The 21,402-nt window shown below is 43.9% G+C and carries 22 protein-coding genes; 13 read left to right on the top strand and 9 right to left on the bottom strand.

The features are described from left to right. Positions 1 to 11: 11 nt before the first annotated feature. Positions 12 to 1,319, bottom strand: coding sequence for a chromosomal replication initiator protein DnaA (gene dnaA, locus LEP1GSC061_RS15145; protein WP_016546411.1), 1,308 nt, complete (start codon positions 1,317 to 1,319; stop codon positions 12 to 14). A gap of 418 nt (positions 1,320 to 1,737) precedes the next feature. Here dnaA and LEP1GSC061_RS15135 point away from each other — a divergent pair, with 418 nt between their 5' ends. After that, positions 1,738 to 2,259: a WHG domain-containing protein gene (locus LEP1GSC061_RS15135; protein ID WP_016546180.1), complete on the top strand. Its 522-nt coding sequence runs from the start codon at positions 1,738 to 1,740 to the stop codon at positions 2,257 to 2,259. Next, positions 2,256 to 3,062 (top strand): alpha/beta fold hydrolase, encoded by an 807-nt coding sequence (locus tag LEP1GSC061_RS15130; RefSeq protein WP_016546752.1) that lies wholly within the window; start codon positions 2,256 to 2,258, stop codon positions 3,060 to 3,062. The genes LEP1GSC061_RS15135 and LEP1GSC061_RS15130 overlap by 4 nt, the downstream gene beginning before the upstream one ends. A 22-nt stretch (positions 3,063 to 3,084) precedes the next feature. Here LEP1GSC061_RS15130 and LEP1GSC061_RS15125 read toward each other — a convergent pair whose 3' ends face one another. Both LEP1GSC061_RS15125 and LEP1GSC061_RS15120 read right to left on the bottom strand, forming a co-directional pair. Beyond that, the gene (locus tag LEP1GSC061_RS15125; protein ID WP_016546226.1) at positions 3,085 to 4,032 is read right to left on the bottom strand and encodes a hypothetical protein; all 948 of its coding nucleotides are present in this window, start codon (positions 4,030 to 4,032) and stop codon (positions 3,085 to 3,087) included. 19 nt (positions 4,033 to 4,051) lie between these two features. Beyond that, on the bottom strand, positions 4,052 to 4,975 hold the full coding sequence (locus LEP1GSC061_RS15120; RefSeq protein WP_016546229.1) for a branched-chain amino acid transaminase: 924 nt from the start codon (positions 4,973 to 4,975) through the stop codon (positions 4,052 to 4,054). A gap of 112 nt (positions 4,976 to 5,087) precedes the next feature. Between LEP1GSC061_RS15120 and mnmG the strand changes: the two genes are divergently transcribed. After that, positions 5,088 to 6,974, top strand: a complete 1,887-nt coding sequence (gene mnmG, locus LEP1GSC061_RS15115; protein WP_016546221.1) for a tRNA uridine-5-carboxymethylaminomethyl(34) synthesis enzyme MnmG — start codon at positions 5,088 to 5,090, stop codon at positions 6,972 to 6,974. 382 nt (positions 6,975 to 7,356) lie between these two features. On the opposite strand, the gene LEP1GSC061_RS15110 is transcribed toward mnmG, so the two are convergent. Continuing rightward, positions 7,357 to 8,118, bottom strand: coding sequence for a hypothetical protein (locus LEP1GSC061_RS15110; RefSeq protein WP_016546131.1), 762 nt, complete (start codon positions 8,116 to 8,118; stop codon positions 7,357 to 7,359). A 283-nt stretch (positions 8,119 to 8,401) separates the two neighbouring features. On the opposite strand from LEP1GSC061_RS15110, the gene LEP1GSC061_RS15105 reads away from it, so the two are divergent. From LEP1GSC061_RS15105 to LEP1GSC061_RS15085, 5 genes are read left to right on the top strand one after another with little or no spacing between them, the layout of a single operon-like run. Then, positions 8,402 to 9,862 (top strand): M20/M25/M40 family metallo-hydrolase, encoded by a 1,461-nt coding sequence (locus LEP1GSC061_RS15105; RefSeq protein WP_016546027.1) that lies wholly within the window; start codon positions 8,402 to 8,404, stop codon positions 9,860 to 9,862. Between the two features lie 2 nt (positions 9,863 to 9,864). Continuing rightward, the gene (locus tag LEP1GSC061_RS15100; RefSeq protein WP_016546880.1) at positions 9,865 to 10,656 is read left to right on the top strand and encodes an RsmG family class I SAM-dependent methyltransferase; all 792 of its coding nucleotides are present in this window, start codon (positions 9,865 to 9,867) and stop codon (positions 10,654 to 10,656) included. Next, positions 10,631 to 11,392, top strand: coding sequence for a ParA family protein (locus LEP1GSC061_RS15095; protein ID WP_016546863.1), 762 nt, complete (start codon positions 10,631 to 10,633; stop codon positions 11,390 to 11,392). Before LEP1GSC061_RS15100 ends, LEP1GSC061_RS15095 begins: the two co-directional genes overlap by 26 nt. A gap of 3 nt (positions 11,393 to 11,395) precedes the next feature. Next, positions 11,396 to 12,274 (top strand): ParB/RepB/Spo0J family partition protein, encoded by an 879-nt coding sequence (locus LEP1GSC061_RS15090; protein WP_016546572.1) that lies wholly within the window; start codon positions 11,396 to 11,398, stop codon positions 12,272 to 12,274. A 4-nt stretch (positions 12,275 to 12,278) separates the two neighbouring features. Further along, complete coding sequence (locus LEP1GSC061_RS15085) at positions 12,279 to 12,695, top strand: acyl-CoA thioesterase (protein WP_016546465.1); 417 nt, start codon at positions 12,279 to 12,281, stop codon at positions 12,693 to 12,695. A 3-nt stretch (positions 12,696 to 12,698) separates the two neighbouring features. Here the strand turns inward: LEP1GSC061_RS15085 and LEP1GSC061_RS15080 are convergent, their stop codons facing one another. From LEP1GSC061_RS15080 to LEP1GSC061_RS15070, 3 genes are read right to left on the bottom strand one after another with little or no spacing between them, the layout of a single operon-like run. Next, the gene (locus LEP1GSC061_RS15080; RefSeq protein ID WP_016546560.1) at positions 12,699 to 13,196 is read right to left on the bottom strand and encodes a YaaR family protein; all 498 of its coding nucleotides are present in this window, start codon (positions 13,194 to 13,196) and stop codon (positions 12,699 to 12,701) included. After that, positions 13,193 to 13,540, bottom strand: a complete 348-nt coding sequence (locus LEP1GSC061_RS15075; RefSeq protein ID WP_016546721.1) for a bactofilin family protein — start codon at positions 13,538 to 13,540, stop codon at positions 13,193 to 13,195. The genes LEP1GSC061_RS15080 and LEP1GSC061_RS15075 overlap by 4 nt, the downstream gene beginning before the upstream one ends. After that, on the bottom strand, positions 13,540 to 14,523 hold the full coding sequence (locus LEP1GSC061_RS15070; protein ID WP_016546430.1) for a M23 family metallopeptidase: 984 nt from the start codon (positions 14,521 to 14,523) through the stop codon (positions 13,540 to 13,542). The genes LEP1GSC061_RS15075 and LEP1GSC061_RS15070 overlap by 1 nt, the downstream gene beginning before the upstream one ends. A 118-nt stretch (positions 14,524 to 14,641) precedes the next feature. On the opposite strand from LEP1GSC061_RS15070, the gene LEP1GSC061_RS15065 reads away from it, so the two are divergent. The 5 genes from LEP1GSC061_RS15065 to LEP1GSC061_RS15045 are packed head-to-tail and all read left to right on the top strand — an operon-like array spanning position 14,642 to position 20,467. Beyond that, positions 14,642 to 15,448, top strand: a complete 807-nt coding sequence (locus tag LEP1GSC061_RS15065; protein WP_016546667.1) for a TatD family hydrolase — start codon at positions 14,642 to 14,644, stop codon at positions 15,446 to 15,448. Next, positions 15,441 to 16,694 carry a serine--tRNA ligase gene (gene serS / locus LEP1GSC061_RS15060; RefSeq protein ID WP_016546171.1) on the top strand — a complete coding sequence of 418 codons (1,254 nt, stop codon included), beginning with the start codon at positions 15,441 to 15,443 and terminating at the stop codon, positions 16,692 to 16,694. The genes LEP1GSC061_RS15065 and serS overlap by 8 nt, the downstream gene beginning before the upstream one ends. A 51-nt stretch (positions 16,695 to 16,745) precedes the next feature. Beyond that, the gene (locus LEP1GSC061_RS15055; RefSeq protein ID WP_016546443.1) at positions 16,746 to 17,999 is read left to right on the top strand and encodes an OmpA family protein; all 1,254 of its coding nucleotides are present in this window, start codon (positions 16,746 to 16,748) and stop codon (positions 17,997 to 17,999) included. 47 nt (positions 18,000 to 18,046) lie between these two features. Continuing rightward, positions 18,047 to 18,904, top strand: coding sequence for a substrate-binding periplasmic protein (locus LEP1GSC061_RS15050; protein WP_052006556.1), 858 nt, complete (start codon positions 18,047 to 18,049; stop codon positions 18,902 to 18,904). Between the two features lie 3 nt (positions 18,905 to 18,907). Beyond that, a complete protein-coding gene (locus LEP1GSC061_RS15045) occupies positions 18,908 to 20,467 on the top strand; it encodes a hypothetical protein (protein ID WP_016546467.1) in 1,560 nt (519 codons plus the stop codon). Here the strand turns inward: LEP1GSC061_RS15045 and recR are convergent. Further along, on the bottom strand, positions 20,464 to 21,057 hold the full coding sequence (gene recR / locus LEP1GSC061_RS15040) for a recombination mediator RecR (RefSeq protein WP_040508936.1): 594 nt from the start codon (positions 21,055 to 21,057) through the stop codon (positions 20,464 to 20,466). The two genes, LEP1GSC061_RS15045 and recR, sit on opposite strands and share 4 nt — an antisense overlap. After that, positions 21,050 to 21,397, bottom strand: coding sequence for a YbaB/EbfC family nucleoid-associated protein (locus LEP1GSC061_RS15035; RefSeq protein ID WP_016546083.1), 348 nt, complete (start codon positions 21,395 to 21,397; stop codon positions 21,050 to 21,052). Before LEP1GSC061_RS15035 ends, recR begins: the two co-directional genes overlap by 8 nt. Between the last annotated feature and the right edge of the window lie 5 nt (positions 21,398 to 21,402).

The raw sequence follows: 21,402 nt of genomic DNA, 5'->3' as shown, positions 1-21,402 counted from the left end.
ATCTTTCTATATTATTGGAATTGGAAGCGTTTGAGGATACTTTCCACTTTAATGGAGAAATCTTTGTCTTCTTTCATTCGATTTTCTATGTTACGAACAGCATGGATAACTGTGGTATGTTCGCTACTGAACATTCTTCCCACCTGACTTTTATTCAGGCGAAATTCTTTATGTAGAACGTACATGCATAGGTGTCTTGGGATAACGTACTCGGGTTTCCTACTCTTACCCATGATTTCTTTAGGATCCAAATGATAGATTTCGGAAATATACTCGATGACCTTGTCCTGGCTGAGTTGGAAATTTTTCTTACGAAAGATTCTATTCTTCAAAATCTCTTCGATCATCGTATTAGTAAAGAATAGATGGGAGAACGCTCTTTTATGAAGAGCGAGATCGTTCAATGCTCCCAATAAGGCTCTTGTATCGTCTTCGATTAGATCCGAGATCAAATGGATATGCTCTTGCGATAGTCCTAAGTTTAGGATTTGGCAGGTTTTCTCTAGGATTCCGATTCTAGTATCTCTGTCCGGTGCTTGGATGTCCGCCTGCACTCCGGTTACGAACCTGGATTTCAGACGATCATGGATAGGGAGTTCCGAGCTAGGACGGTCGGATGCTATGACGATTTGTCTTTTTCTCTCGAATAGAAAATTGAAGATAGTGAAGAATTCTTCCTGGGTCTTTTCCGCACCGGTATTCAATAATTGTATGTCGTCTATCAACAGACAGTTATAGGACTGGTACTTGATTTTGAAAGATTCGATAGAATCTCTGGATTGTAGAGCGAAGAGGAATTCACTCATAAAGGATTTTATATCCACGTAGTAAGCCGTTTTCCAAGGTTCTTTCTTTACGATTTCGGAACCGATCGCATGCAATAAATGGGTCTTTCCCACACCGACTTTTCCGAAGAGATAGAGCGGATTGATCTCAGCGGGATTTTTGACACATTCCATCGCAGCGCTATAAGCTAGACGGTTCGTATTTCCTACTACAAAGTTATCAAAAGTATAATCCTGATTAAAAGAATAGGATCTATCCTTAAAATTTTCCTTCAGAACTACGTTTAAATTGGAAGGAGATTCTAAAACGATCTCCACTGGGATTCGGTTTCCGCTAGCACGAAAGATGGCTTCTTCGATGTAGTTTTGGTATTTTTTCTCTACATGAGTCTTTATGTTGGAAGAAGGAGCGATAAGAATACAACGATCATCCGTTAAGCTGTCTAATTGCAGCGTATCGATGAACTTATCAAAGTAAGTCGGAGGAATTTCTTTTGATACTTCCTCTAAAATACGCTTCCAGCTCGAGTCCAATCGACACTCCTATAGAAAAAATCCAAAAAACGCCGATCATATCGCGGAGAAAAATCGCGATAGGCTTCGGAAAAAAATGAAAACGGAAAAGAAAATGGTCCGGAAGACCATTCAACGAGATTACACTATTTTTCTTCAGTCGGTCACCTACAAATGAAAATTCGGAAACCGAAGAAGAAACATGAGGAAAAACAAAGAAGATTGGTAATAGATAAATCATTATGTCTCTTCTTTGTTTATGAGAATTTTTTATCCGTTTAATCAATATTTTTCATATTGTGAGCCGTTGTTCTCTTGAAATCGCCCTATATTTTTCTAAAATTCACTTTACATTTCGGGTGTAATATTACATGTGTAATTAATGCCTCCTAGCGTCAAATATACTTCGAATTCGATCATTACCGCGGCAATACAGTGCGTGGAAGAGGAAGGCTTCTCCGCTTTAAGCGTTCGGAAAGTCTCGCAGTATTTCGAGGGATCACCTCAGCCGATATATAGCCAATTCAAGACTAGAAAGGCGCTGGATAAGGCTGTATTGAATCAAATCTTCGATATTCTTCTAACGTACACGAATCAAAGCTATTCACATCACACTTTCTTAAATATGGGAGTGGGAGTCGTCGTTTTTGCCCGGGAACATCCTAAGTTATTTCACGGACTTTGTTTGAATCCGACGTACGGTGCCGTTTCGATCGAGAGGATTCTAAGATATCATATAAGAATTTTCAAAAACTTAAAAGAGTTCTCTTCCTTTTCTCCAAAAGAGTTAAAAGACTTAGTAATGAAGAGATGGGTTTATATTTACGGTCTGGCTACTTTGGTGAGTTTCGATTTATTTAAAGAACCTACCGATCAGAATATTCTACGTACTATAAAAGCATCCGGGTTACCCGTACTTTCCGATGCGATCGAGAGAAGTAATAAACGAGTTAGAAGATGAGTGAGAATATACTAAAAGAAGAATTCAAGGTTCGAGTATTGGAAAGCGATCTGAACGTTTTGTCCATCACTCCCGAAACGGTAAAAGCGGATTCCACCGCTATGATTTTTCTTCATGACGCTCTAGGTAGCGTGGAGCAATGGAAAACCTTTCCGGAACGAATCGCAAGCGAGTTAGGAATGAAAGCCTACGTTTATGATCGATTGGGCTACGGTAAATCCGATCCAATGATTCTTTCACGGGATATGAATTATCTTCATATAGAAGCGTTTATATATTTAAGAAGTTTAGTGGAGACCTTGGGATTAAATAATGTTTATTTGGTCGGTCATAGCGACGGAGCAAGCATCGCGTTATTATACGCGTCTCGGTTCAAAGATTGCAAAGGTCTCGTGGCGATGGCTCCCCATATTTTTGTGGAAGAAATTACTAGAGAAGGAATCAGAAAGTTCAAGGAGAAGTATATAGAGAAGAATCTTTCCAAGTCTCTGGAAAGATTCCATGGGGATAAGACAGAAATTCTTTTCGATGCTTGGTGTGATACTTGGTTATCCGAACGCTTCGCGAACTGGAATATAGAGGATAGATTGGATTCGATAGATTGTCCTACGCTTTTGATCCAAGGACGAGAAGACGAGTACGCTACTCTTAATCAAATAGAAACGATAGCTGGAGTCTTAAGGCAAAAGGCAAAGAAAGTTATCCTTCCAAACTGCACTCATTTTCCTCATGTGTCCGCACGCAAGGAAGTGGAGAATAACATCTTCGAATTTTTCCGAGACAAGATTCTGACTCCGGCTTAACCGATGCGGTTTAGTACGAACTTTATTGTTGGTCTAAGAGTGAAAGTTCGTGTACTAGCATGGAAAGGGCTATGGTTTCTTGGCCATGAATCTTCTCATGTAATCTTTCTTTAAAACGAAAGACCGCTTCCATCTTAGGAAGATTCTTTTCGAAATTCGATTTGGAATATTCCTGTAAAAGCATAAGCCCAACTAAGTCCAAGAAGTCCTTAAATGAAAAATCCTCTTTCCAGTCCGGATGATTGTCTTTGTATTCTAATACCCATTGTTCCAAACGCAGATAGTCCAAAGGCTGGCGGACTCGATCTTCGATTCTTTGAGAAATCTCTTCTATAACCTGAGGCGGACAATCGAATGCATCCATGCTTCCGCCTTGAGCCGCTAAGTAGGATAAAGATTTGCGAGAATGAAGTTCCTTCACAACTTTTTGAGGCAGATATCCGAAAGGGACGCACACGCCTCTGCTTAAGATAGTCTCTTTGAGTTGCTCCAGATCGTTCACGATGAATATGAATCGTGTGAAGTAGGGGGCTTCTTCCAAGGATTTTAAGAGAGCAGTCTCGGCTTCGTTCCCGATCAAAGATGCGTCCGGCACTACGATGAATCTTACTTTGGATAAGTGAGGGCGGTAGTAAAGTCGGGTGCGAATCAACCAACGGATGCTGAACTCTTCCGGGTTATCTTCTTTGCCTATGGGGATTTGTTTATTCTTCTGTAAAGGAAACCAAACGATATCCGGATGAGAATTATGCATGAAGGCCTTGCAGGAAGCGCAATGTCCGCAGGAAGTTCCTTCCAAGCATAGCACATGTCGGATAAATCTTTCGACAGCGCTTTGCTTTCCGGTTCCTTCCGGTCCATAAAAGATGAGTAGAGGAGGAAGTAGATCCGGTTCGGAACTGTATTTTTTTAAAAAGACTAAGGCCCGATCTTGTCCTTGGATTTCATCGATTCCGAAAGAGGAAGACATGATACCCTTTGATCAAGGATTAATAAACCGGAGTCAACCAGTGTTTGTATTTCGGATTCTTTCCTACGATCAAATCGAAGAAAGAAGATTGGAGTTGTTTGGTTATAGGTCCTATCTCTCCGGTTCCGATCTTTCTTCTGTCGACTTCGCTCACCCAAGCGATCTGTACTCCCGTTCCGGAGAAGAATATCTCGTCGGCTATATAAAGTTCGCTCCTGGTGATCTCTCTTTCTACTACTTCGTATCCGAAGTCTCTTGCGAGTTGTAAAACGGATCTGCGAGTGATCCCTTCAAGGAGAGAAGACGAGATGGAAGGAGTGATGATTTTACCTTCTCTAACTAAGAAGATATTTTCCGCCGAACCTTCGCTTACGAATCCTCTTCCGTCTAGAAATATAGCTTCGTCGAAACCGTTTTGCACGGCTTCCGATTTGGCGAGCGCCGAGTTCACATATCCTCCCGAGACTTTGGAGAGAGTAGGGATCACGGTGTCGTCGAACCTTCTCCAACTAGAAACCATAGTGGTCAATCCGCGTTTTGTGTCCAGATAGTCGTCCAATTCCAAAACATAGATAGCGAGTTCGGTAGGAACATCGTGGAAGCGGGGGGATAATTGCAAAGCGGAAGTGTATATGAAAGGTCTTAAGTAAACGTTTCTGCGATAACCGGATTGTTTCAACAGGTCTAATGTTATGTCCCGCAGTTCTTCCGGAGTCTTTTGGAATTGGAGCTGCATGATCTTAGTAGAATTTACTAGACGTTTATAATGATCTAAGATGCGGAACACATATAGGTTGTCCGTTTTGTCATCGTAGTATCCTCGGATTCCGCCGAAGACTGTCGTCCCGTATTGCAACGCATGAGTCTTGATGTTTATATTAGCTTCGTTCTCGGGGACTATTTTTCCTTCGAAGTAAGAGAGTTTCTTGATGGATTCTGGCATGTACAGGGAACCTGAAAGTGATACTATTGATAACATGATTCTTTGCACGGGTTATGCTGTCGACTAATGATCGACGCGCCAAACCGAGTTGTGCCGGAGTCGAAAGGATGCGATGAGTTCTTCTTTTTTTCCAGATCGATTTGATTGCGTGGTGGTGGGTGCAGGCCACGCAGGTTCGGAGGCCGCCTATGTCGCATCCTTAGGCGGAGCTAGAACACTATTAATCACTATGAATCTAGACACTATAGGACAGATGTCCTGTAACCCTGCCATCGGTGGGATTGCGAAAGGCCATATGGTGAGAGAGGTGGATGCTTTAGGTGGACTCATGGGTAGAGTCATCGATTCCACGGGAATCCAATTCAAGATGTTGAATACTTCCAAAGGTCCCAGTGTCTGGGCACCAAGAGCTCAGGCAGAGAAGAAAGAATACCAACTTAAAGTTAAACATGTACTGGAATCCATTCAGAATCTTTCCATACGACAAGATACCGTGGAAGATCTATTGATCGAGGACGATCGGATCGTAGGAGTTCGCACTGGAAGAGGATTCGAAATTTTCACGAACCATGTTATTTTAACTACGGGTACTTTTCTCTCTTCCATCGTTCATATCGGAACCTACCAAAAGGAAAACGGAAGGTTCGGAGAACCCACAGTCAAAGGTCTTTCTCACTCGCTTGCAAAATATAATCTCAAACTGGGGAGATTAAAAACGGGAACTCCTCCTCGTATACATAAGAACTCAGTGGATCTTTCCGTAATGAGCGTGCAAGAAGGGGACGCGGATCCTTCTCCTTTCTCTTTCTCCACAAAGAAGATCACTCGCAAACAGATTCCTTGTTATATCACTTACACAAACGAGAAGACTCATAAGTTAATCGGGGAAAATATCCATCTTTCTCCTATGTATTCCGGTCAGATCAAGTCTACCGGCCCTAGATATTGTCCTTCTATCGAAGACAAGGTAGTACGATTTGCGGATAGAGAAAGACACCAAATCTTTCTGGAGCCTGAAGGATATGAGACCCAAGAGATATACTTAAACGGTGTGTCCACTAGTCTTCCGGAAGAAGTGCAATGGAGACTTGTTCGATCCATCGCAGGACTAGAAGAAGCCGAAATACTTCGTCCGGGGTATGCGATCGAATACGACTATGTGGATCCTACCGAACTGAAGCCAACCTTAGAGACCAAGAAGATCAAAGGACTCTACCATGCGGGACAGATCAACGGAACCACGGGTTACGAGGAGGCAGCGGCCCAAGGTTTGGTCGCGGCTTACAGTGTGCTTTCTTCTCTAAGAGGAGAGGAGCCGATGTTATTCTCCAGAGGAGAATCTTATATCGGAGTCCTAGTCGACGACTTGGTGCATAAAGGAGTAGAAGATCCGTATAGAATGTTCACATCCAGAGCGGAGTATCGTCTTCTTCTCAGACAGGACAATGCGGACCAACGATTGATGAAATACGGATACAAGATGGGTCTAGTTTCCGAAGAAACTTTCTCCGCGATGACTGATCGATACAAAAAGATTACCGAAGTAAAAGAAAAGATCCAGTCCTTACCGTTAAAACCTCTACCCGAGTTCGAAGCTTTACTTCAAAGAAAAGGAATCCAGTCCTTCAAATACGGAGCCAAGCTGGATAATTTTCTGAAGAGACCGGAGATCGGCTTCGAAGATATAGCATTCTTACTTCCAGAATCGGAATCTTTGGACGCTCAAGATCGCAAAGTCATAGAGATGGAAATCAAATACGAAGGTTACATCAAGAGAGAGCAGGATACCATCGAGTGGAAGAATCGATACTTAACCACTCCGATTCCTGAGACGATCGATTACTCTTTGGTGCCTGGTATTAAGAAGGAGGCCATCCAGAAGTTGAGCAAGCATAGACCTTTGAATTTGGAAAAAGCTTCCCAGATATCCGGAGTGGATCCGAGCGATATAGATATGTTGCTCTTCTATATCAAAGGAAGAAAACCAAGCCCGGTTTGATTCGTAAATCGTCGACGTTGAGAGTAATGAAACCCCGGGAATTTCCGGGGTTTTTTATTTTGTAGGAGTTCCTACAAACGTTTCACGTGAAACAATACGATAGGAACACTTCAGTCAAATCGGCTTGGCCTAGTATTTCGAAACTTCATCAGTTCTATTTAAAGATCCATCCTGATGTGTTAGCTTAGTGATCGGGAAAGAGAGATGAGATTTTATTTATACTTGGAGCAAAAGTCCGGGCAGCAGCGAAGTCGATATCTAGGAAAGGACGGTGGCGTTCGATCGCAATCGGACTCGGAAGAATAATGAAAGAGATTTAGAAAGAAGAAGAGAAAAGAGGGGAGTGTATGTCCCCCCTCCGTTTCACGTGAAACGTTTCCGATTATTTAGAATAAACCAGTTCGTGGGTTTTTTCGATGGTCCACTTGTCTCCTTCTTTCACTAAGAAAGTGAATTGCTGGAGACGATTGCTCTTGTCCCAGATGAGACGGTTCATTCTTTCCTGGGAGCCTTGCACATTCATACGGCTCAGAAGTTTTCCATTCGAATCGAAAGTAAGCACCGTGGAGGCAACATGCTGTTTGTCTTCGTTGAAAATATTCTGTTGGTATAGCCCGGGCTTATTCGGATCCTTCACTACGGAAAATCTTTCGGTGTCTTTGCTGTCGGCCCATTCCGTTTGAGCGTCCTTGATCATTCCATTCTCTCCCCAAGACAGAATGGAACAACGAAGCAGAGATTTTCCGGACTGATCCAGTAATTCTACGGAAGAAAGTATGCCTGCTTTGTCGTAGTTGAAAACTTTCGCTTCCAGATTCACTCCATCCTTGTTAAAGAGTTCTTCCTTCAACACGCGACCGTCTTTATATGTGAACTTGGTGAACCCGTCGGGCTTACCGTCTTTTCCGATATAATTTTCACGGACCAATTTTCCCGACTCATCATATTCATATTTAGCAGAATAGATCAGATTGCCTTTGGCATCCTTCACTAGTTCTTGAGCAGGACCGCCTTTCTCGAAACCTAAAACGATTCTATCCGTATGAGACCACTTTCCCGGAGTAAAAGGGAAGGTTGCGGACGCGGTAAGAAAGACGAGCAATAAGAATGCTTTTCGAAACATGAGAGACCTCATTATAGACATCGACGATTCCGTAAAAAGATTGAGGGTGTTTTTACGGGATTTCGGAGCTCGTGATAGGAAGATTATCCTAGAATAGCAACGGGACTTCCTAAGCGCTTTAGATCTATATTGCGTAGAAAATTATACAAGCAAGGGGGAAAGAGAAAAGGAAAACTCCTTGCCCGGGCGTGAATGAAAGATAATTTTCGATGGTTCCATAAGCGGAAGAGAGTGTAGAGAATTTAAATTCGTTTGATTGAAGTGAAATCTGTTCTCCAAGAATAAACAAAGATGGAGAGGAACTATGTCCCTCAAGAAAATCGGAATCGCAATCTTAGCCTTCCTCGCGATTTTTATACTGTATACGATTGCTTTTACGGAGAATAGCATCGATCCGATCACACCAAGCTCCGTCCCACCTACCGCAGATTATTCAGCTATAAGTGAAGAAGCGGCCAAAGATCTACAAACGTATATTCGCATCGCCACAGTTCGAGGTCGTGAAAGAGAAGGAGCTCTCTTCTTGAAATCCGTTTTAGATAAAAGAGGAATACCTTCCCGTATCATCGAATATCCGGGTAAACCGGATAGAGCTTCTTTGGTCGCGGAACTCAAAGGCAAAGATCCTACAAAGGGAGGTCTGATTCTTACGAATCATATCGATGTTGTGGAAGCCGATGCCAAAGAGTGGACCGAACCCCCTTTCTCAGGAGTGAGAAAGGACAATCGTATTCACGGTCGTGGAGCAGTGGATGTAAAAGGCTTGGGGATCATGCAGCTGCATGCGTTTATTCTCGCTCATGAGAAGAAGGTTCCTCTTCAGTCCAACTTAATGTTTCTTGCCGTCGCGGACGAAGAAAGTCGTTCCGAGCATGGGACCAGATTCCTCATCGCAAAGCACAGAGAGATTTTCCAAGGATATGAGTATGTTTGGAACGAAGGCGGTACGGGTTCTAAGAACGTAGCGATAGACGGTTCCAAACTATTTAATATTCAATTGGCGGAAAAGGGAGCCGTATGGTTGGACCTGAAAGCCAAAGCCAACTCAGGGCACGGAAGTACGCCTCCTAATAATTATGCCGCGAAGTCGATGGTAGGTTTTTTACAAGAAGTACAAACATTAGGAAAGAAGACAATGATCCAGGACCAAGCCGCGGCATTCTTCTACTCCTTATCCAATCTTTTGCCCTTTCCAGATTCATTCGTTCTTAGGAGATCTAGAAATCCCTTACTGTTCCTACTATTGCAAGGCACGATCAATCGCAGTCGCCATTTAGTAGCGATGACTCGCAACACTGTGAGCATAACCGGCATTGATACACATCCGATCGGTATCAATGTGATTACTTCGGAGGCGGAAGGTTCTTTGGACATTCGCATTCTACCGGGCCAAGATGAGAATGTAATCTTGGAAAAGGTGAAAGAAATAGGAGCAAAGTACGAAGTAGAAGTTACGCCTAGACATATGGAAACGGGTTCCGTGTCTCCTATGGACGGTTTACTGTTTAGAGTGATAGCAGGTGTCAGTACGAATATCGTTCCGGGCGCGATCGCAGCTCCGTTTCTTTCTCCAGGAACGACGGATAGTTCCTACTTGCGTCAGATCGGATTAAAATGTTACGGACTCATTCCCGGTTTGCTTTCCACGGAGGAGATAGACGGAATTCATGGAAAGGACGAGAGTCTTTCGGTCGAGCATCTCAAGATGGGGATAGAGATTCTATTCAAGACGATCGTAGAATACAATCACCAGATACAAAGGTAAGAATGAGCGAACTAGAGACGAGTCTTCCTGAATTCTCCCATGACTCGAACGGGATCCAATCTGCGGTTCGATTTCGTTTTCCGGAAAAAGCGGAAGAGATACTTTCGCTTTTCGATTGGGATCTCGTCTCTTTATTTCTCGGTTTCCTAAAGGAGAAGAATCAAGCAGGCGGATTCTTCTCGAAAAGAGACACGGGGGAGATACTGGACCGCCATGTTCTTGAATCCATATTTCATATCTATGTGATCCGAAAAGAATTAGGTTCGCTTAACAATAAGAAGGTGGGAGACGCGGGCACGGGGCCTGGGATTCCAGGATTCTTCTTTCGTTGTTTAGTGGAGAAGGAACGTCCACTTGTAGTCTTACTCGATTCTCAAAGACGGAAACTTGCGCATACGGAAGAGTTCGTGAAGGAGAAGGGAATTGCAGGAGTAGAATTTAGATTTGAGCGCGCCGAGGACTGGAAATCCGACTGGAACCTAGGAGTTTCTCGGGGGTTTGTGCCCTATCCTTGGAGTACGGAGGTGCTTTGCAGGTGCATTATAAAAGGAGGATATTATGTCCCATTTATAGGGAAAGACGAATTCAATGCAAAGATTGAAAAGTCTATCCTGGAACAAAGCGGTTTCATTGTAGAAAAGACTCTCTTATTATCCGAACTTGCATTTTTGGGCATGCGACATATTAAGTTCTTGAAAAAGGTTCACTCGCCAAGGCAAGGTATCCCTAGAGCTTGGAAGCTCCTGGAAAAGGAGAGTAAAGAATTCTATGGGAAAGATCGTATCCATCAGTAACCAAAAGGGCGGTGTCGGAAAAACCACTACCTCCATCAACCTCGCGGCGAACCTTGCTGCGATCGGTAAAAAAGTCTTAATCGTAGATTTCGATCCTCAGGGAAATTCCGGATCCGGTTTGGGATTGGAAATCAATACTCTTCCCAATACTTCCTATGAACTCTTGATCGGAGAATCTTCCGCAAACGAATGTATCAAGCGGACGGAAATCGAAAATCTACATATTATTCCTTCCAATATCAACCTTTCCGGTGCGGAGGCGGATCTATTAGGAGAGGAGAATCGCGAATTTCGACTGAAAGCCGCTATCAGTCATCTTAGAACCGAATACGATTATATTCTCATAGATTGTCCCCCTTCTTTGGGAGTATTGACGATCAACGCGTTGAGTGCAGCGGATAGTGTAATGATCACTCTTCAGACGGAATATTTCGCGTTGGAAGGACTTACTCAGCTCATGAAGATCATTTCCTTGGTTCAGGAAAAATTGAACCCTTCTCTCGAACTGGAAGGAGTCCTCCTTACCATGTTCGATAAGCGAACCAATCTGGCTCAACAAGTTGCGGAAGACGTTAAAGCTTACTTTAAAGAAAAGGTTTATACCACAGTTATCCCCCGTAATATTAAATTGTCGGAAGCTCCTTCCTTCGGGAAGTCCATCCTGTCTTACGATCCGGACGGAGTCGGGGCCCAAAGCTATCGTAGCCTTGCCCTAGAAGTCGTCGGAGAAAAATAATCCATGAGTGCCAAGCCAAAAGCTCTCGGTAGGGGGCTCGGAAATCTTATCCCTGTCTCCGAAGATAAGGCTCTGAAGGAAGCGGGTGGAGAAGGTTCTCTTAGAGAAATTCGTCTCACCGAGATTCGTCCGAATCCGGAGCAACCTAGAAGAACTTTTAACGAAGAATCCTTACGCGAACTTGCCGAAACAATTAAAGCTCATGGAGTGATCCAACCCATCGTAGTCAAGGACACCGGTTCCGGTTACGAAATCATTTCGGGTGAAAGAAGATACAGAGCCTGCAAACTTGCAGGCTTCGTAAAAATTCCTGTCGTAGTCAAAAAAGCCAACGCCAATCAAACTTTGGAAATAGCTTTGATCGAAAATATCCAAAGGGAAAATCTAAATCCGATCGAAGAAGCTTTGGCCTACAAGACTCTCTCCGAAAGGACTGGATTGAAGATCACGGACATTGCTTCTCGAGTAGGAAAGAATCGTGCAACCGTTTCCAACCTAATTCGTCTTTTACAATTGCCTGACTCCGTAATGGATTTAGTCAAGAACGGAAGAATTTCGGAAGGACATGCGCGTCCGCTTCTTGCTATCGCGGATAGAAAAAAGGCGGAGCAAGTCGCTTACCAAATCGCGGAGAAGGGACTGACCGTTCGCCAAGTCGAGGACATCGTCGCCAATCTTACGGACGAGGCTCCGGTTCGAGAGAAGAAGAAATCCAAACGCAAAGAAGTGGATATCGTAGAATTAGAAAATAAGTTCCGCAAAAAATACGCGATGAAAGTGGACATCTCTCATAATTCTTCTTCCGGTAAGGGAAAACTGAGCATCGCGTACCCAAGCTTGGACGCTCTCCAGAAAGTATTGGATGCTCTCGGAATAAAATGAATCCATGAAGAATGATTCCTTGGATTTTTATCATACTCTAAGAGTTCGATATTCCGAGGTGGATGCACAGGCGGTCGTATTCAATGCGCATTACCTGACTTATTTCGATACTGCCTTGAACGAATATATGAGATTCTTGGGATTTAAATACCAAGAGCGATTAGCGGAGACAGGATTGGACTTCGTAGTCACCCGTTCTTTGATAGAATACAAATCGCCTGCAAGATTCGATGAAGAGCTGAATATCTACGTAAAAGCGGGGACGGTTAAACCCGCAAGCATCCAATGGGATATACATGTACGAAAGAAATCGGACGATAGCCTCGTTTGCCAAGGGGAACTTACTTGGGCCTTTGTCAGTTTGGAGACAAGGATTCCGGCCAAACTTCCCGAGATCTTTAAGAATCTAAAGAAGGATTAAAACTCAATTCATTAGATCTACGAGCAATCCTCGTATATCTTCCATTTTCTTCATGAGTTCGAAGGTGGAATTTTCAGGATGCACGATGAAATCGGCCAATGTCTGGATTTTCTCGTCCACGATCTTTATGACTTGGTAAACTTTCTCTGATCCGCCTCGGGCTCGCGTTTTCAGAGTTTCAAGACTCGTATTTCGATCCATGACTTCTTTTAGGATGCCTTGGACGATTCTCTTATAGACTTCCAAATTCGCATAGCTGGGAGAACGTAGGAAATTTCTCTCCGCGTCCGGTAGATCCCGAAGTAGAGTGTTTAAATCTCTGGTTCTTTCTTGGTTATAAGGAAGAAGGTGCTCTACGAGTTCGAAGAACTCATTTTTAGAATCCGGAATTTGAGTCTCGGAAACGGCACTTGGAACCGGTTGGTAAGAGGAAGAAAGCGAAAGGCCGAATTCTCTTTTTTTGCGGGTGTCTCTTCTGTGATCTTGTGTTTGGACTTTCAATGCGAGGTCGGGTTGATCTTACAATTTCCCTCGAATTGTACTCCTTCTTCCATCACGACTTTCGGTGTGATGATATCGCCTTTCATTCTACAGCTGGCGAGAAGAGTCACGCGCTCCGACGCGAAAATGTTCCCATTAATCTCACCGCCGGCTACGACAATACGAGCTTTAATATCCGTATCGACGATTCCCGACTTTCCGATTAGGACTTTTCCGTCCGTTTTTATGGTTCCGCGAAAAATACCGTCGATACGAAGAAGCCCGGAAAGTTTGAACTCTCCGTTGAACTCGGCACCTTCGCCTATGATACTATTTACCGCTAAATGCTCTTCGGTATGGGCCATCAGTCTTGGATCTGGTTTAAGAATGCGAACGGGTTGATCGCTCTTGTGCCCACATGGATTTCATAATGAAGACTGTACTGAGGGCTGTTTTCGGATTTTCCGACAAAGCCCAGAACTTCGTTCTTGGATACTTGTTGGTTGTTTTTGATCTTAACTCGATCCAAGTTGGAATAGATTGTCTTCCATCCGAACTTGTGCTCGACCTTCACATAGTATCCGGTATTGCGAGTGTAACCGATATCGTAAACCTTTCCGGGAGCGGTAGCTACGACTTCCGATCCTGCAAACGCCCCTATATCCAAACCGTTATTAAAATCTCTTCTGGCGGTAACCGGATTTAGATATTCTCCGTAAGGATATAAAACATATCCTTTAACCGGCCAAATGGAAGGAGTCTGGCGAATCAAACTTTTACGTTTCTTTAAAATGCTGATGATTTCCTGAGTGAGTTCGTTGGCGACTCTCAGGTTATGGACGTCTTCTTTTAAACGAAAGACTTCGGCTCCGGGAGCGACGGTTTTTCCGGAGTCATTAGAAAGCTTCTCCGCTCCACCGATTCCTTTCGCAACTTTAGAACTGTCTCCGGTAAGTCTTCCGTAGAGAGATCCGACATGGTTATGATAGTATTCCACATGGTCGTGAAGACTATTGATTTCTTCCTTCATCTTTGCGGATTGCCGAATGAAGTCTTGGTTGGAAAGGTTTAATTCGGTAAGCTGATGGATGGAGCCCGAGTGGCTAAGAACGTTAATGGAACTGATTAAGAGAAGAACCAAAATGGTTCCGATAAAGATCGTGATAGCTCGGTAAGAGATATGGAAGTTAATCGTTTTTTGTTCGGAGTGGGGAATCACCATGACGGTGAGCCTTTCCCTACCCTTTTTGTTCCAATCTGCGATCTTAAGGTCGAGTTTGAGCTTCAGATCCTGGTATTTGTATCGGATACGGTAATATAGAAGTGCAAGATAGGATTTTAAGTTCACTACTTATGTCCCAAACCTACGAGTTTCCCCGATCTAAGGTTATGCTGTAAGGATTCTGAAAAATTCTCTTTTCAGTCAATCCAAATCGCGAAAACTGATCCTTAAAAGACATTTCAGCATGTACTCCATCATCGATACGCATTGCCATCTAGATATTATACAAGAGCAAGGCCAGGAAATTGCAGAATCGGTTAGAAACGCTAAAGAATCCGGTATAAAAAAGATCGTCCAAATCGGAATCGACCTTGAGAGTTCTCATAGGGCAAAAGATATATCCGATCGGTTCTCTGATTCCGAAATCGAAGTGTTTTATACCGTAGGCTGTCACCCGACCGAGACTCATGAATTTCCCAAAAAGGAAGAGATTTTGACTCTCGTTAAGGAGAGCGTTTCGGATCCCAAGCTATGCGCCATTGGCGAGATCGGTTTGGATTATTATCATGACGCTTCGACTAAGACGTATCAGACGGAGGTGCTGCATTCTTTTTTGAATGCTTCCGCAGAATATTCTCTGCCGGTTGTGATCCATTCTAGAGATGCCGCTGAAGATACGGTTTCGATTTTAAAAGAGCATAGAGACAAAGCTTTCGGAGTGATTCATTGCTTCACTTACGATTATCCTACCGCGAAGAAGCTTGTGGACCTAGGATATTATATCTCTTTTTCGGGAATCCTGGTATTCAAGAACGCCAAGGATATACAGGAAGCCGCTGAAAAACTTCCGTTGGAGAGTATATTGATAGAGACGGATGCGCCCTTTCTCGCGCCCCCTCCTTTTAGAGGGAAAAGAAACGAACCCGCATTCACGAAATTCGTTTTAGAGAAAATGTTTTCGCTTCGAAATGAAACCAATTCCGAAGTGGAAAAGAAATTATATGAGAATTCCATAAAATTTACGCAAAGGAAGGCGTACCATCATGCTTGATCTTAAATTTATCACGGACAATACGGAAGAATTGAAAGCCAATCTCGAATTGAGAGGCTTTAAGGATCTGGGAATTCTGGACGAGTTAGCTTCCATTATTCTGAAGAAAAAAGATCTTCAAAAAGAAGCGGATGTCCTTCGAGAAGAACGAAATAAAGCGAGCAAGGAAATCGGTCGGATCAAACAGGCAGGCGGAGACATCGTGGCAGCTTCCGCTGCCGTCAAAGCGATCGGAGATAAAATCAAAAAAGCCGAAGAAGAATTGGAGTCCCTCGAAAACCGCCTGTTGGATATCAATTTAGGGCTTCCTAATATTCTCGACGCATCCGTTCCGAAAGGAAAGAATGAGCTGGACAATCAGGTTCTTTATGAGGTCGGCGAGGTTCGTAATTTCACCTTTGTGCCTAAAGCGCATTTCGAATTGGGAGAAGATTTAGGTTGGATCAATTTCGAGAAGGGAGCCAAACTCGCAGGAGCGAGAGCGTATACGTATTTCGGGCAAGGCGCTAAGCTGGAAAGAGCTCTCGCGAATTTTATGTTGGAGACTCATACCAAAGAGCACGGATACACCGAGGTTTGGGTACCTGTAATGGTGAACGACGATAGTATGCTTACCACCGGCCAATACCCTAAATTTAAGGACGAGTATTATAGAATCGATCGGGACGAGTTGAACCTAATTCCCACGGCGGAGGTTCCTCTTACCAATCTATACCGAGACGAGATTATACAGGAAAACCACCTTCCTATTTCCATAACGGCGCATACTTCTTGTTTTAGAAGAGAGGCAGGTTCCTATGGAAAGGATACTAGAGGTCTCGTTCGAGTGCATCAATTCCAGAAAGTGGAATTGGTGAAATTCGCCCGTCCGGAAGATTCGGAGGAAGAGCACAAAAAGATGCTTTCCCATGCGGAGAATATTCTGAAAAAACTGGGGATTCGTTATCGAGTCGTTTTACTTTGCAGCGGAGATATTTCGGCCGCTTCTTCCAAGACGTACGATCTGGAAGTCTGGATGCCGGGACTGAATCGCTGGATGGAAATTTCCTCCGTTTCCAATTTCAAAGATTTCCAAGCGAGACGAGGAAAAATCCGCTATAAATCCAAGGAAGGTAAAAACCAACTCGTGCATACACTGAATGGTTCCGGATTAGCAATAGGAAGGACCATGGCTGCCGTTTTGGAAACTTACCAGAAGTCCGACGGAACCATAGAATTTCCCGAAGTTCTGAAAGCTTACCTCTGATTTTTTATAAAAGCGGCTTAGGTTTTTTTCCAAAAGGCAGATAGTAGGAGTATGGGAACTTTTTTCCGTACTCTTTTTTTCTTTTCGAGCCTTTGCGTATTCTATTCCTTCTCCGCCTTTTCCCAACCTTTACCGAGCGGAAGAGTGGCTAGACTGAAAGGGGAGATCAATACTTCTTTGAACGAATTCGGGATCAGTCTTACCGAAGACGGAAAGACTTTGTATTATTATTCTAAGAGAAGAAATTCTAACTATTCGGATTTATTTCGCTCCGAGAAGAATGGGGACTCGTGGGGTAAAGGAGAAGAGATCTCCGATTTAAACTCACCGTTCGACGATCAGAGTCCTTTTGTTGCAGGAGCCGAAAAGGCGCTTATTTTCTCTTCTAATAGGGACGGTAGTATAGAGTTCCAGCTTTCTACGGGAAAGATAGGAGTTTCGAGAGATTTATATTTTTCTAATTATGAAGACGGATCCTGGAGTTATCCGGTCCGATTACCCGAAGAAGTGAATACTCCTTTGATTGAGGAGAATCCCTTTCTTTTCGGAAATTTTCTATTCTTCACTCGTTATCCGTTCGGAAAAGTTTCCGAATCCGATATCTTTTTGTCCCAATACAAGGACGGGGCTTGGACTAAAGCGAGCCGCCTTCCTAAACCGATCAATACCGAACATGCTGAGATTGCGGCGACGATCAGCAGGGATGGAAAATACATCTACTTCTCCTCGAATCGTCCCGGAGGCTATGGCGGTCTGGATCTTTATAGGTCGGAAATCAAAAAGGATGGGAGTTTTTCCGATCCGGAGAATTTAGGACCCGCGATAAATTCAAAGGGCGACGAGGCGTTCTTCACTGAAGTGCCTGGAACTAAGAACGCTTATTTCTGCAGATTGGAAACCGAAGGCGGGAATTACGATATCTTCGAATTTTCCCTTTCCAATGAATGGGATCAATTGAAGGAAAATCGAAAGGTATCCTTGGAGAGCATTCATTTCCGAACTGCATCCTCCCAAATAGAAGAGGAGTCCTATCCGATTTTGGATCGCTTGGCGGAATTTTTGAAAGAGAATGCCGGTCTGAAATTGAAAATCACAGGGCATACGGATTTGCACGGAGATCCTCAGGACAATTTAATATTAAGTCGCCAAAGATCGGAATCGGTCCGCGAATATCTTTTGAAAAAAGGGATCGAACCGTCGAGACTTTCCACGGATGGAAAAGGGAGCTCGGAGCCTCTTTTTCCCGAAAAGAATCCGGAGACGGATGGAAAAAATCGCAGGACCGAATTTCAAATCCTAGATTAAACGAAAAACTCCTTTAAACTGCGAAGGATGTCGATAACCTAGGTACCATGACGAAACCGAAGGGATTGCGGCGGCTTTTCCTATCCGCGTTTTTATTCTTCCTAACCCAGGCGATCCATGCCCAGGTAAAACTTCCCGCCTCGCGATTGGATCAAATTCTTTCCAAGAAGGAACTCGTAGTCGGTGTGAATCGAGTTTACGAACCTTTTTATATCCAGGATCCTAAAGAGGGTTTCCCGGGGTTCGATATGGAGCTAGCTAAGCTTTATGCGGAATATCTCGGTGTTTCCTTAAAGATAAAAACTTTTAAGACTTTCCGCCAATTTTCGGACGAGATTGCGGCTGGAACGATCGACATCGCGCTCGCGGGTATGTCCACCGATCTAAGCCGCGGAAAGACGGTCACATTCTCGGATCCTTATCTGCTTACTACTCCCGCAGGTCTCGTTAACAAACGTTCTCTTCCTCCGGAACCGGAGGGAAGTATAGTAACTACAAGAACGTTCAAATCTCTGGACGATCTCGCGGTTCTGAACGCTCTTTCGTTTTCGGTCCGTTCCAATACGACCAACCATAATTATCTTTTGAGAAAGTTCGGAAAAAACCAGATTTATAGCTATCTTTCGGACTCGATCGCGATCGACGCTTTGACAAAGGGAAATGTGACCTGTTTCGTCGCGGACAGTCTTTATATTCTGGCACTTTTGCAGAGGCAACCGAGTTTGAGAGCGAGTTATGTGGCTTTAGTTAATCCGGTTATGGACGAGTACATAAGCGCTGCATTACCCTTGAACGATCTGATATTCGCCGATAATTTCAATTTCTTCATTAAGGAGTTGAAACGTACCGGAGTCATGGAAAGCATTCGCGCCAAATATTTTCTAGGCAACGGGTGGGTCAAATAGTCCGTGTCACGTAAATACATTCCGTTTTTATTATTTACTCTTACGATCGCGGCACAATCTTCTTTCGCCCAGGAAGTGGAGGAAAAAACCAAGATCGATTTTCAAGGGAACTACAGGGTTCGCGGTTTCAGTTTGGGAAGGGATATTTATACTTCCCGTCAAACTCCGGTGACTCCTTATGATCGACAGACTTTCTTAAATCAATACAATCAGACCGTAGCCAATCAGGTGCAAAATGAAATTCTGGCTCGGGAAAAAGGACTTCCTACGACCACGAGTCCTAGAAAGGAAGATCTAACGTATTACGATACTAGGATGACCTTGAATATGAATTTCTCCACTTCGAAATATTTCGAGGCTTTAGTGGGCGTTCAGATAGGGGATATCATCTTCGGAGGTCGGGGTGTCAATCAAGGGTCCAACGTGGGACCGGGACAAGGCGGGGAGGCGGGTTTTAGTTCCGCAGTAAATATGCAGACAAACTTTCTCTATCTGAACTTTAAGGTACCAGAGAAAGGATTTGTCGCTCGAGTAGGACTTCAACTTTTTACATCCGCTCAAGGTAGAGTCGTATTTATTCCCGGTACCGGAGTCAGTATGACCAAGGATATGAGGGATTGGAATACTACCTTAGAAGGAGGCTGGTTCGTCGCTAGGCAGAATAATCTAACCGATTTGGATAAGAATACGTTTGCGGACAAGAACTACCAAGGATCGAACATATATTATTATAAGATTAAAACCAGTTTTTGGAATAATGCAAAGCACGAATTGTACAGCTTCTATTTGGACGATAACTTAAGAACGGTTCAGGATGTAAACGGCGTCTACGGTTTGGTGTCTAGGACGAGTGATGCAAGTCAGCTTTTCTGGCACGGTTTGTTCAATGAATTCAATTTTTCCGATTTTACTTTAGTCGTTCATGGGATCTACAATCACGGAATCGTAAAGTCCTTGAACCCCTATCGGGACGCGAACGGAAACGAGATCCAAAGAAAATATGACGAGTATCATATCAAAGGCGGGTTCTTCGATATGCAGTTGTCGTATCGTTACAGTGAATCCTTGAGTTTTACTATGATGGCGTCCGGGTCCACAGGCAGACCCGGCTATGAGAAAGACGGAACCAAATCGAACCTTCACGGTAACGGTTATCGAACTTTATTTCCGGGTTATTCCCTTTCGAATATCGCGAACGACTTTACGGGAGGTTACGCACTCTTCTCCGGCAAGGATATGAGCGGATTATACGAGTACGGAATCTATTCGGATGTCGTGGTAGTCGGTCCTTTGGTTCTGACTCTGGGATATTACAGATTGTACGGGACCAAGTCGCCGTTGATAGATAATAATCGATTTTATACGGAAGATAATTTTTATAAGACCTCCGCTTACTTCGGTCAGGAATATAATATTAACTTACGATGGAGCGCTTTCCGGGATATGCAGATTCTTTTACGTTCCGGTTATTTCATCGCCGGTAACGGTTTGAAGGCTTACTTGGATACTACGCAAGGCACTATCCTACGAGAATTGTTCGTAACCGCCGAACACAGATTTTAGAGTTTCAATCGGGAGCGGATCGCTCTTCCTAAAGTATATTGGTCGGCCAGCTCGATGGAACCGCCGACGGTGATTCCATACGCGATTCTGGATACGGTAACGTTCGGGTCCTTGATTTGATGGTGAAGATAATCCGCAGTCGCATCACCTTCCAGAGTGGGATTGGTCGCAACTAAAACTTCTCGGATTTCCTCCGGTCCCAAGCGATCCAATAATTCCCTGATTCGCAAATCCTGAGGACCGATTCCTTCCAAAGGAGAAATGACCCCATTCAGAACGTGGTATCTGCCTTTGAATTCTCCGGTATTCTCTATGAAGAAAACGTCTTCGGGTTGCTCTACCACGCAAACCGTATGGGAATCCCTTCTATCGGAAGAACAAAGATCGCAAATTTCGTGTTCGGAATAAGCGCCGCATCTTTCACAGAAACGAATTCGGCTCTTTACGTCGGAAAGGTTTCGAATGAATCCGTTGAAAATCGTAGGATCCTGACGAAGTAGATGAAAACTGATTCTATAAGCGCTTTTTCTTCCGATTCCGGGAAGAGAGGAAAGGGCGCTTACCATACCTTCGATTAGATGCTCAGCCAATGTTACCGCCGAAAAGTTTCGATATTTGGGAAAAGTCGAGCCCGCCGGTAACCGCTTTCAATTCATACTCGGCGGCTTCCCTAGATTTTTTAAGCGCGTCGTTGGTCGCCGCGATAATCAAGTCTTCCAACATCTTATTGTCTTCGGAATCGAATAATGCGCGATTGATTTTTACATCTGTCACGAGTCCGTCTCCGGTAGCGGTGACTTGGACCATTCCTGCGCCGGCGTCTCCGGTTACTTTCAAAGAGGAGATTCTCTTTTTGATGTCTTCCATTTTACCGCGCATCTCTCCCATTTTGGAAAAGATCTCGGAGGCATTCTTAAAATTCTCAAACATCCTAG

The organism is Leptospira wolffii serovar Khorat str. Khorat-H2, assembly GCF_000306115.2.
Taxonomy (GTDB): domain Bacteria; phylum Spirochaetota; class Leptospiria; order Leptospirales; family Leptospiraceae; genus Leptospira_B; species Leptospira_B wolffii.
This window is presented reverse-complemented; position numbering and strand designations above follow the sequence as displayed.